6 protein-coding genes and 1 riboswitch are annotated in these 12297 nt (G+C 69.6%); of the genes, 1 reads left to right on the top strand and 5 read right to left on the bottom strand.

The features are described from left to right. The 5 genes from BST11_RS23180 to BST11_RS23160 all read right to left on the bottom strand — a co-directional run. On the bottom strand, positions 1–1568 hold a 1568-nt coding region (locus tag BST11_RS23180; protein ID WP_083140520.1), incomplete at its 3' end, for an isoleucine--tRNA ligase. Positions 1569–1871: 303 nt separating this feature from the next. Further along, positions 1872–2138: an Rv1535 family protein gene (locus BST11_RS23175; protein WP_083140519.1), complete on the bottom strand. Its 267-nt coding sequence runs from the start codon at positions 2136–2138 to the stop codon at positions 1872–1874. Positions 2139–2418: 280 nt separating this feature from the next. Next, a riboswitch (M-box (ykoK) riboswitch) is annotated at positions 2419–2586 on the bottom strand. Positions 2587–2665: 79 nt separating this feature from the next. Next, complete coding sequence (locus BST11_RS23170; RefSeq protein WP_068213225.1) at positions 2666–3301, bottom strand: TetR/AcrR family transcriptional regulator; 636 nt, start codon at positions 3299–3301, stop codon at positions 2666–2668. A 17-nt stretch (positions 3302–3318) separates the two neighbouring features. Then, complete coding sequence (locus BST11_RS23165) at positions 3319–4440, bottom strand: NAD(P)H-dependent flavin oxidoreductase (protein WP_067318309.1); 1122 nt, start codon at positions 4438–4440, stop codon at positions 3319–3321. Between the two features lie 48 nt (positions 4441–4488). Further along, complete coding sequence (locus BST11_RS23160) at positions 4489–5052, bottom strand: carboxymuconolactone decarboxylase family protein (RefSeq protein WP_083140526.1); 564 nt, start codon at positions 5050–5052, stop codon at positions 4489–4491. 883 nt (positions 5053–5935) lie between these two features. On the opposite strand from BST11_RS23160, the gene pks2 reads away from it, so the two are divergent. Further along, positions 5936–12241 carry a sulfolipid-1 biosynthesis phthioceranic/hydroxyphthioceranic acid synthase gene (gene pks2, locus BST11_RS23155; RefSeq protein ID WP_083140518.1) on the top strand — a complete coding sequence of 2102 codons (6306 nt, stop codon included), beginning with the start codon at positions 5936–5938 and terminating at the stop codon, positions 12239–12241. Positions 12242–12297: the final 56 nt, after the last annotated feature.

Here is a 12297-nt window from a genome sequence, read left to right as displayed (position 1 = left end):
GGGTTGGGGCGGGTGAGCTCGTCGATGTAGGGCCGGTGCAGATTGGTGGGCCGCACCCCGAAGTCGCGCTCCAGCTCGTCGAGGCTGCCGTACACATCGATGCGGGGGTGTGCGGGGTCGTCGGACTTCCACACCGGAATCGGTGTGCCCCAGTAGCGGTTTCGCGAGATCGACCAGTCCCGGGCGCCCTGCAGCCACTTGCCGAACTGGCCGTCCTTGACGTGTTCGGGATGCCAGGTGATCTGCTGGTTGAGCTCCACCATGCGGTCCCGGAATTCGGTCACCGCGACGAACCACGACGACACCGCGCGGTAGATCAGCGGGTTGCGACACCGCCAGCAGTGCGGATAGGGGTGCTCGTAGGTTTCGTGGCGAAGGAGCACCGCGCCGTTGGCCGCGGCCGGGCCGCTGCCGTTCTTCAGGTCGCGGATGATCTGCGCGTTGGCGTCAAAGACGTGCTGCCCCTGGTAATCCGGGACCGTCGCGTCGAAGCGGCCGTTGGAATCGACCGGCGTGACCGGCGCGATGCCCGCCGCCTCCCCGACCACCATGTCGTCCTCGCCGTACGCCGGCGCCATGTGCACGATGCCGGTGCCGTCCTCGGTGGTCACGAAGTCGCCCGCCAGCACCCGAAACGCGTTGGGCGAGTCCATGAAGTAGCCGAAGGGCGGCAGGTAACGGGTGCCCAGCAGGTCCGCACCCCGGCAGGTGCCCAGCACCTCGGGCTCTTCACCGAGCTCGCGCGCGTAGGCCGCCAGGCGCGCCTCGGCCAACACGAAGCGCCGTTCCCCCGCCCGCACGTGCGCGTACGTCACCTCCGGGTTGACGGCGGCGGCGAGGTTCGATGGCAGCGTCCACGGTGTGGTCGTCCAGATCAGCAGGTACGCCCCATCCAGCGGACCGCCCACCACCGGGAAGCCGACCGTGAGCGCCGGGTCCTGACGGCTCTGGTAGACGTCGTCGTCCATGCGCAATTCGTGGTTGGACAGCGGGGTTTCGTCGCGCCAGCAGTACGGCAGCACCCGGTAGCCCTCGTAGGCCAGGCCCTTGTCCCAAAGCTGCTTGAACGCCCAGATCACCGACTCCATGTACGACGGGTCCAGCGTCTTGTAGTCGTTGTCGAAGTCGACCCAGCGCGCCTGGCGCGTCACGTAGGCGCGCCACTCGTCGGTGTAGCGCAGCACCGATTCGCGGCACGCGTCGTTGAACGCGGCGATGCCCATGTCGTCGATCTGGGACTTGTCCGTGATCCCGAGCTGGCGCTCGACCTCCAATTCGGCGGGCAGCCCGTGGGTGTCCCAGCCGAAACGGCGCTCCACCTTGTAGCCGCGCATGGTCCGATACCGCGGGACGATGTCTTTGACGTAGCCGGTGAGCAGGTGACCGTAGTGGGGCAGCCCGTTGGCGAAGGGCGGCCCGTCGTAGAACACGTACTCCGGGGCGCCGTCGCGGCGCGCGATGCTGGCGCGGAAGGTGTCGTCGCGGGCCCAGTAGTCGAGAACCTCGAGCTCGAGCGCCGGAAAGTCGGGCGCCCCGCCCGCCGGCTTGGGGTAAGTGTGCTCGGTCAACGCGTCGTCTCCATGCCAAACCTCAGGCCGGGGACGACGCCGCGCCAGGTGCGCGAGCGCCGCGGTACCACCCCGCTTGCCGCGCGTGTGCGCGGCCGCTCGTCGAAGGCTGTGACGGGCCCACCCGTTCGGTTCTACTGGGCCGGAGCACCGGCTGTTCTTCCGAAGGCTCCCCGGTGATGGCCGGATCGACGCCAATGCATCAATACTACGAAATGCCTCGCTCCAAGGGGCTACTCGGCCTCAGGCAAGCCCTGCGGCCGGATAGCCCCTTGGAGCAGTCGTTGGTCGCCGCCCATCGGGCTACGCCTGCACCTCGAGCAGACCGACGCGCCACAGCGCGGCGTAGACGTGACGCACGCCGATGGCCAGCAGATGAGCGGCGCCGTCCACCAACGGGTCGCGGATGATGATGGTCCGGCCTTCGGCGCGGGAGGCCGCCTTCTCGGCGGCCGGCTCGGGCGCCGGCACGGGCGGGGCGTCGTCGCGCACCACGGTCAGCTTGGGGGCCGGCGCCGCGGTCACCACTTCGTCGCGCTGAACCTCGGGGTCGTAGAGAACTGCGGTCATGATCGTCTCCTAGAAACGGAATCGCCAAGGGGGGTTGAACAAACTGGCGTGTCCCGTCCCCGGGCGGTTTCCGGCCCCAAAACGCTTGGCCGCGAAGCTGATCAGCTAGCCGCGAGCGTCACGCCGGACACCGGATCGGGACGAGACAAAGCCCGGACTTCGACCCGGACTGTCACTGGAACTCATGCGTCCCTCACCTCCTCGCCGTCGCGACGCGCGCGGCTGCCCGCGCGATTTACGCGCACCCTGAGGAGTGCAGAAACCGACGACCGCCGGTAGGACCGCACCCCTCTCGTCAGAGCTTTGGCACTACACGACGTGTCCGTTTCCGGAAGCCACCTGGGCTCAACCCTTAAGCCGGGAGGAGCTGTCCTGACCCGGGGCGTCTTTGGACGTTCGGGGTCAGTGGCCTGTATTCGTGTAGACGCCTCACCTAACGAGGTGCTACCCGACCGATGATGCATGACGGGCAGGTCGGGGTCAAATCCCCGAAGCCGCCGTGTCTGAATCTTGATCCAGCCGCCCGGTCACGCCCGCGGGCGCAGCCCGTCGAGCACCAGCGCGACGACGAAATCGGCCACCTGAGCTGCCGTGACGTCGTCGTCGGTGCTCAGCCGCCGGTGCGCGAGCTGCCCGACCAGCGCCGCGAGCGTGTACGCAACCATGCGCGGCGGGGCGGCCACCACCTCGCCGCGCTCCTGGGCGGCGACGATGAACTTCTCGATGTCGTCGATGAACCGCTCGTAGATCCCGCCGAGGTGCTTTTCGAATCGCTCGCCCAGCGCGTACGGGTCGCGCAGCAGCAGCTTGACGGTGGCCTTGTCGGATTCGAAGAACTCCAGCGTCGCCCTTACGGCCACCCGGAGCGGTTCCTCGTCCCCGAAGTTCTCCGCCGGCACGCCGAGCGCACCCAGGGCCGAGGCGACGTGGCTGCGCAGCGCGCCCTCCTCGGCGGCCATCAACGCGTGGAACAGCTCGTCCTTGGAGTCGAAGTACCAGTAGACGGAGCCGTAGGCCAGGCCGGCGCGCTTGGCGATGTCGGCGATCGTCGTCGCGTGAAAACCCTTGCGCGCGAACACCTCCTTGGCCGCGGCCATGATCTGGTCGCGCCGTTGCGACTTCTCCTCGTCGCTGACCGCGCGGCGCCGCCGGGTGGCTGGGATGACTCGGCCGGCGCTGGTCACGTATCGACCAGGCCGTCGAGTTTCGCGATGGTGTCGATGAACTCCTCCACCATGTCGAGCACCACCGAGCGCGCCGGGCGAACCCGGTCGAGCGAGCCGACGACCTGACCGACGAAGTAGGTGGCCAGCTCCCGCGCCCCGGACTCCGGGTGCGTCGCGGCCTGGTTGATGCGCACCTGGGAATCGGTGACGAGGGCGGTCTGCAGGGGCATCCCGAGCGGGTCGGGGGTGTCGGGGCGCTCCCATTCGTCGGTCCAGGCGGTGCGCAGCATCCGCGCCGGCTTGCCGGTCATCGACCGCGACCGCACCGTGTCCGAGGAGCTGGCCGTCAAGAACTTCTCCTTGACCGCCGGTGTCGTCTCCGCCTCTTCGGTGGTCAGCCAAACCGAGCCGCACCACACGCCGGCCGCCCCCAGCGCCAGCGCGGCGGCCACCTGCCGGCCACGGGCGATGCCGCCCGCCGCGAGTACGGGCACCGGGGCCACCGCGTCGACCACCTCGGGCACCAGGACCATCGTCGCCACCTCGCCGGTGTGGCCGCCGGCCTCGGTGCCCTGCGCGACGATCAGGTCGACGCCGGCGGCGGCGTGGCGCTGCGCGTGCCGGGTGGTGCCGGCCAGCGCGGCCACCAGCACGTCGTGGCCGTGGGCGCGCTCGACGAGGTCGGCGGGCGGCGGCCCGAGCGCGCTGGCAACCAGCCGGATGTCGTGGGCGAAGGCGACCTCGAGCAGCGGCTCGTAGCCCCGGGGCGAGATGTTGAGGGCGCCGGGCACCCGTTGCTCCTCGGTGCGGGCCGGAATGCCGTAGCGGGCCAGGATGTCGTCGACGAACGCGCGGTGCTCCTCGGGCAGCAGCGCGGAGACCTGCTTGGCGTCGATGCCGCCCTGCTCGGCGCCGACGTACTTGGGCGGCAGCAGCAGGTCGACGCCGTAGGGCTTGCCACCCGTGTGCTCCTCGATCCACGCCAGCTCGCTGTCCAGCCGCTGGGGGCTGTGGGCCACCGCCCCGAGGACCCCGAATCCGCCCGCGTTGGTCACGGCCGCCACGACGTCGCGGCAGTGGCTGAAGGCGCAGATAGGAAACTCGACGCCGAGCATCTCGGCAGCTCTGGTTCGCATTTTCCGACGCTAAGAGTTACTGACTGATAAGTCAATCGACAAAGGCGGCTAGGGTGACGTGCCGTCCGGCGGCCAGCTCGGCACGCCCTCCTCCAGCGGGACCTTCAGGCTGTGCAGGAGCGACGCCACCATGCGCCAGGCGCCGATCGCGGTCACCAGCTCGATCAGGATCGTGGTGTCGCCGCCCAGCTCGCGCGCGCAGGCCGCCCAGCTTTCGGCGCTGACGGCGCCGTCGTGCACCACGTCGTCGGTGGCCGCCAGGACCGCGCGCTCGGCGGGTCCGAAGCCCTCGTAAGCCCGCCAATCGCGCACCCCGAGCATGTCCTCGGCGCTCACGCCCAGCCGCGACGCGACCCGCCAGTGCTGCGTCCACTCGTAGTCGCACGCGGTGAGCCAGCCGATCCGCATGATCACCAGCTCGCGCAACCGCGGATCGAGGGCGCCGTGCCACAGCATGGTGGCGAGCAAGTCGTTGATGGCGCGCGCCAGCGGCGGATGGTTCAGCAGGACCTGGAAGATGCTGAGCTCGGCCATGTAGTCGGGCACCGCGGCCTCGTCCGCGGCGGCCTTGGCCTCGTCGAGGGGCAGTCTGGGCACCCGGGCTGTCATCACGGTCATCGTAACCAGGTATCGGGCGAAAAGCCCGGAGCGACAAGGGCAAACGGGAACCGCGCCGGCGACACCCGCTGGCCCGCCGAAACGGGGCCCGCGCGATCGTAAGCGCGAATATCTTTGGCGCGCTAACAAATACGGCGACTTCGCCGGCCTGACGGCTTCGCCGGCCAGGCGCGCAGGCGCCGATGAATTCAAACCCCCCGCTCGCCGTGACGGGGGTCACATCGGCTCGCGCGCGGGCGCCCGCGGCGGCCTCCCGCCGGGCACCGCCGCACGGCATATCGCACGAAACGGGTCGATATTTGACACCCCTTAAAGTTGCAATCTTAAAGATTTCAGCGATTTCCCTGCGGGGTTTCGCAATAGCCCCTACCATGACGCCATCGCGCATCCCCGATGCAGCGCATCGGCGCGTCCAATTTGGTCTCTGCCTTGGCCGTTGCAGGTCGGGCCGCTTCGTGTTGCGCGACCCGGGGTATCCCGCCATGCTGGTGCCGCGGGGATGCTGCAATGGCGCCGGACATCCTTGGGGCACAGCGCCTCTGAGTGGGACTTGAGTGCAGCTCAATGCCCAAATATCGTCCGAAAAGTATGCGTCTGGCCGGGACGCCAAGCTCAATGTCGGCCGAGCGGGGGCGGGTCGTTGTTAAATTTTTGTACGATCGCACGATTTTTCCACGCGTAACGTGCGGAGCCGCTACGCTGCTGATCGCGCCACGTTCTTACGGCGGGCTTCGAATGCGGGGGTCAGTGGGTTGTTTGTGCTTTGCTGCGGAGTTGCGAGCTCGCACAAAAAAATTCGGCGAGATTTCTCGAAGCTCTGATAAGAGCGAGCAGCAGTGATAGGAACTTGTGGATAGGCAAGGAGAGGTGAAGGACTGTGGGTAAGGCAGGCGTTGCTCCGGTCGCCGTCATCGGGATGGCGTGCCGGCTGCCGGGGGGCATCAACTCCCCTGACCTCTTTTGGGAAGCGTTGCTCCGTGGCGACGACCTTGTCAAGGAAATTCCCGCCGACCGCTGGGATGTCGACTACTACTACGACCCCGAGCCCGGTGTTCCCGGCCGCTCCGTCTGCAAGTGGGGCGCGTTCCTGGACAACGTGGGCGACTTCGACCCCGAGTTCTTCGGCATCACCGAAAAAGAAGCCACCGCGATGGATCCCCAGCACCGGCTGCTGATGGAGACCGCGTGGGAGGCCATGGAGCACGCGGGCCTCACCAAGGACACGATCGCCGACGAAACGGGCGTTTTCGTTGGATTGAACTACGGCGACTACCAATTCGTGCACGCGGCCACCGACGCCTTCGACGGGCCGTACGGAAACCCCGGCACCATCTCCTGCATGGCCTCCGGGCGCATCGCCTACGCGCTCGGCCTGCACGGCCCCGCGGTCACGATCGACACCGCGTGCTCCTCGGGCCTGTTCGCCATCCACCAGGCCTGCCGCAGCCTGAACGACGGCGAGAGCAACCTCGCCTTCGCCGGCGGCGTCAACGTGATGATGGAGCCGCGCCGGTCGGCCTCCGCGTCGGCGGGCGGGATGCTCTCCGGCACCGGCCACTGCCACGCGTTCGACATCAAGGCCGACGGCTTCGTCTCCGGCGAGGGCTGCGTGGTGGTGTTGCTCAAGCGCCTCACCGACGCGCAGCGCGACGGCGACCGGATCCTCGGTGTGATCCGCGGCACGGCCGCCAACCAGGACGGCCACACCATGAACATCGCGATGCCCTCAGGCGAGGCGCAGGCCGCGGTGTACCGCGCCGCGCTCGTGGCGGCGGGCGTGGACGCCGGCACCGTCGGCATGGTCGAGGCGCACGGCACCGGAACCCCCGTCGGCGACCCGATCGAATACGGCAGCCTTGCCGAGGTCTACGGCATCGGCAACCCGTGCGTGCTGGGCGCCTCGAAGACCAACTTCGGGCACCTCCAGGCCGCCGCCGGCGCGCTCGGCGTGATGAAGGCGGTCCTGTCGGTTCAGCACGGCGTGGTCCCCAAGAACCTGCACTTCGAAGCGCTGCCCGACGAGATGGCCCGGATCGACACCGGATTGTTTGTGCCGCAAGAGAATACGCCGTGGCCGCTGAGCGGCGGGCAACCGCGGCGCGCGGCGGTGTCGGCGTACGGCATCTCCGGCACGAACGTGCACGCGATCGTCGAGGAGGCCCCAGAGCCCCTGTCCCCCAACGGCGCTGCAACCAGGCCGAGCCGCGGCGGCACGCTGCTCTTCCCGCTGTCCGCCACCTCGGCCGACGGGCTGCGCGAAACCGCCGCCCGCCTTGCCGACTGGGTCGAGGCGCACGCCGCGGAGGTGCCGGCACCCGACCTCGCCTACACCCTCGCCCGCCGGCGCGGGCACCGCTCGGTGCGGACCACCGTGCTGGCCGCCGACACCCCGGAGCTGGTGACCTCGCTGCGCGAGGTCGCCAGCGGTGACGCCCTGTTCCAGGAGGTCGTGGGCCAGGAGGAGCGCGGTCCGGTCTGGGTCTTCTCCGGACAGGGTTCGCAGTGGGCGACCATGGGCACGGACCTGCTGGCCAAGGAGCCCGCCTTCGCGGCGGCCATCGCCGAGATCGAGCCGCTGATCGCCCACGAGTCCGGCTTCTCGGTGACCGAGGCGCTGACCGCACCCGAGAAGGTGACGGGCATCGACCGCGTCCAGCCCACGATCTTCGCCATGCAGGTCGCCCTGGCGACCACCATGAAGTCCTACGGGGTCCGGCCCGGTGCGGTCATCGGCCACTCGATGGGCGAGTCCGCGGCGGCCGTCGTCGCCGGAGCGCTGGCGCTCGAGGACGGCGTGCGCGTCATCTGCCGCCGGTCGCGACTGATGACCAAGATCGCCGGTTCGGGCGCGATGGCGTCGGTGGAACTGCCTGCGCAGCAAGTGCTTTCGGAGCTGATGGCGCGCGGCGTCAACGACGCGGTGGTCGCGGTGGTGGCTTCCCCGCAGTCCACCGTCATCGGCGGCGCGACGGACACGGTCCGCGAGTTGGTGGCGGTCTGGGAGCAGCGCGAGGTGATGGCCCGCGAGGTGGCCGTCGACGTGGCGTCACACTCGCCGCAGGTCGACCCGATCCTCGACGAGCTGTACGACGTGCTCGCCGAGATCGAGCCGTTGACCCCGGAGATCCCGTACTACTCGGCCACCTCGTTCGACCCGCGCGAGGAGCCCTACTGCGACGCCAACTACTGGGTGGACAACCTGCGCCACACCGTGCGGTTCTCGGCGGCGGTGCAGGCGGCGCTGGAAGACGGCTACCGGGTGTTCGGTGAGCTGTCGCCGCACCCCCTGCTGACCCACGCGGTCGACCAGACCGCCCGCAGCCTGGACATGACGGTTGCCGCGCTCGCCGCGATGCGGCGCGACCAGCCGCTGCCGCACGGGATGCTGGGGCTGTTGGGGGACCTGTACGCCACGGGCGCCACGGTCGACTTCTCCGTGCTCTACCCCGGCGGGCACCTGATGGACGCCCCGCTGGCCGCGTGGACGCACCGCTCGCTGCTGTTGAGCCGCGAGGGTCACAGCTCCCGCGCGCTGGCTTCCAGCGTCGCGGTGCACCCGCTGATGGGCCAGCACGTGCGCCTGCCCGAGGAGCCGGAACGGCACGTGTGGCAGGCCGACATCGGCACCGCGACGCTGCCGTGGCTGGCCGACCACCAGGTCCACGGCACCGCGACCCTGCCGGGCGCGGCCTACTGCGAGATGGCGCTGGCCGCGGCGCGCACCGTCTTCGGTGACGCATCCGCGGTTCGCGACGTCCGCTTCGAGCAGATGCTGATGCTCGACGAGGAGACGCAGATCAGCCTCACCGCGACCGCGGAGGTGCCCGGCGCGCTCAGCTTCGCCGTGGAGACCAACGAGGACGGCGTGCAGGCACGGCGGGCCTCCGCGGTGCTGGTGGACGTCGACGACTCGGGCGATGCGGCACGGCCCGCCGCGGTGGACATCGAGGAGTTGCTGGCCGCGCACCCGAGCCGCCTGGAGGGCAACGACCTTCGCGACGCGATGGACCTGTGCGGCATTCAGTACGGCCCCGCCTTCACCGGCCTGGCCGCCGCCCACACTGCCGAGGGCACCGGCACCACGGTGCTGGCCGAGATCGGGCTGCCCAGCGTGATCCGGACGCAACAAACCAACTACGGCGTGCACCCCGCACTGCTCGACGCGTGCTTCCAGTCGGTCGCGGCGCACCCGAGCGTCGCCAACGCCAGCCTGGGTGGCCTGCTCCTGCCGCTGGGCGTCCGCGAGCTGCGGGTCCACACGTCCGTGAGCGCGGCGCGCTACTGCTACTCGCGGGTGACCGCGGCCACCGGCGGGTCCGTCGAGGCCGACCTGGACATCCTGGACAAGCATGGCGCCGTGCTGCTGACCGTGCGCGGGCTGCAGATGGGCACGGGCGTCTCGCCGAGCGGCGAGCGGGCCCGCGTGATGGCCGAGCGGTTGCTGACCGTGGAGTGGCAACAGCGGCAGCTGCCCGAGGTGCCCGCCACCGAGACCGGCGCCTGGCTGCTGATCAGCACCTCCGACGCGGCCGACCTCGTGGCGACGGCGTTCACCGACGCGATGAAGCTGCACGAGGCGGACTGCACCACGCTGTCCTGGCCGTCGCGGGCCGACCACCCGGCGATCGCCGAGCGGCTGCGCGGTGAGGTCGAAAAGGGCGGCTACGCCGGCGTGGTGGTGCTCACCGAGCCCAAGAACGGCAACCCGGACGACGAAAGCGCCGTGCGCGGTGGTGAATACGTCCACCACCTGGTCCGCATCGCCCGCGAACTCCCGGAGCTGCAAGGCGAGTCGCCGCGGTTGTTCGTGGTGACCCGCAACGCCCAGAAGGTGTTGTCGGAGGACGTCCCGAACCTCGACCAGGGTGGGGTGCGCGGGCTGCTGCGGGTGATCGGCTCCGAGCACCCGCACCTGCACACCACCCACATCGACGTCGACGAGCAGACCAGCGCCGAGCACGTGGTGCGCCAGCTGCTGACCACGGGTCCGGGCGAGGACGAGACGGCCTGGCGCAACGACGAGTGGTACATCGCGCGCCTGTGCCCCACTCCCCTGCGTCCGGAAGAACGGCAAACCACCATCGCGGATCACGAGACCGAAGGGATGCGGATGCAGATCCGCACACCGGGTGACCTGCAGACGATGGAGTTCGCGGCGTTCGACCGGGTTCCGCCGGGCCCCGGTCAGATCGAGGTCGCGGTCACCGCGTCGAGCATCAACTTCGCCGATGTGCTCAACGCGTTCGGCCGCTACCAGAGCCTGGACAACATCCTGCCCGCGCTCGGCACCGACTTCGCCGGTGTCGTCACGGCCGTGGGATCCGGCGTGACCAACCACAAGGTCGGCGACCACGTCGGCGGCATGTCCCCCAACGGCTGCTGGGCCACGTTCGTCACCTGCGACGCGCGCCTGGCCACGACGCTGCCGGACGGGCTCACCGACGCGCAGGCGGCCGCGGTCACCACCGCGCACGCCACCGCGTGGTACGGCCTGAACGACCTGGCCCGCATCAAGGCCGGCGACAAGGTGCTGATCCACTCCGGGACCGGGGGTGTGGGGCAGGCGGCGATCGCCATCGCCCGCGCCGCGGGTGCCGAGATCTTCGCCACCGCCGGCAGCGAGGCGCGTCGACAGCTGTTGCGCGACATGGGAATCGAGCACGTCTACGACTCGCGGACCGTCGACTTCGCGGACCAGATCCGTCGCGACACCGACGGCTACGGCGTGGACATCGTGCTCAACTCGGTCACGGGCGCGGCCCAGCTCGCCGGAATCAAACTGCTGGCACTGGGCGGGCGGTTCGTCGAGATCGGCAAGCGCGACATCTACGGGGACACCAAGCTGGGCCTCTTCCCGTTCCGTCGCAACCTCGCGTTCTGGGGCGTCGACCTGGGCCTGATGTCCGTCAGTCACCCGCAGCAGGTCAGCGAGATCCTCAGCAACGTCTACCGGTTGACGGCCGAGGGCGTGCTGCCGATGCCCGAGAGCACGCACTACCCGCTCGCCGAGGCGGCCACCGCGATCCGCGTGATGAGCGCGGCCGAGCACACCGGCAAGCTCATCCTCGACATCCCGCGGGCCGGGCGCAGCAGCGTGGTGCTGCCGCCGGAGCAGGCGCCGGTATTCCGCAAGGACGGCTCCTACATCATCACCGGCGGCCTCGGTGGCCTGGGCCTGTTCCTCGCCGAGAAGATGGCCGCGGCCGGCGCGGGCCGGATCGTGCTGACCTCCCGCTCCGAGCCTTCGCAGAAGGCGCTTGAAACGATCGAGCTGGTCCGGGCGATAGGTTCTGACGTGATCGTGGAGTGCGGTGACATCGCCCAGGCCGACGTCGCACAGCGGCTGGTGGCCACGGCGACGGCCACCGGGCTGCCGTTGCGGGGCGTGCTGCACGCGGCCGCGGTGGTCGAGGACGCCACCCTGACCAACATCACCGACGAGTTGATCGACCGCGACTGGGCGCCGAAGGTGTACGGCGCGTGGAACCTGCACGAGGCCACCGCTGGCCAGTCTGAGAAAGCGGACCTGGACTGGTTCTGCTCGTTCTCCTCGGCGGCCGCCCTGCTGGGCTCGCCGGGCCAGGGTGCCTACGCCGCGGCCAACAGCTGGCTGGACGCCTTCACCCACTGGCGGCGCGCCCAGGGCCTGCCGGCCACGGCGATCGCCTGGGGCGCCTGGGGCGAGATCGGCCGCGGTGCGGACTTCGCGGAAGGCAGCGGGGCGGCGATCGCTCCCGACGAGGGCGCGTACGCGTTCGAGGCGCTGCTGCGCCACGACCGCGCGTACACGGGCTACAGCCCGCTGATCGGGACACCGTGGATCGCGTCCTTCGCGGAACGCAGCAAGTTCCTCGAGATGTTCAAGTCCGCGGGCGAAAAGCGTTCGGGTTCAAGCAAACTGCGCGCCGAGCTGGCCGACCTGCCGCTCGACGAGTGGCCGACCCGGCTGCGGCGTCTGCTCTCCGAGCAGATCGGCCTGATCCTGCGTCGCAACATCGATGTGGACCACCCGCTTTCCGAGTACGGCCTGGACTCGCTGGGCAATCTCGAATTGCGGACTCACATCGAGGCCCAAACGGGGGTGCGCATTACCTCTGCCGACATCACGACGGTGCGGGGTTTGGCGGATCACCTGTTCCACAAGCTGGCGCCCCAGGAGGAAAACGCTGCGGCGCCCGCGTGAGAGAGGTCCTACGTCAAAGTCGACTGCACTGCTAGGCCGGTACTAAAGGAGGGAAA

It is taken from the genome of Mycobacterium alsense, assembly GCF_002086635.1.
Taxonomy (GTDB): domain Bacteria; phylum Actinomycetota; class Actinomycetes; order Mycobacteriales; family Mycobacteriaceae; genus Mycobacterium; species Mycobacterium alsense.
This window is presented reverse-complemented; position numbering and strand designations above follow the sequence as displayed.

Bases quoted from the DNA above. Each gene is read 5' to 3' on its own strand.
- BST11_RS23165 (WP_067318309.1), bottom strand. From the start codon at position 4,440: ATGCGAACCAGAGCTGCCGAGATGCTCGGCGTCGAGTTTCCTATCTGC.
- BST11_RS23175 (WP_083140519.1), bottom strand. From the start codon at position 2,138: ATGACCGCAGTTCTCTACGACCCCGAGGTTCAGCGCGACGAAGTGGTG.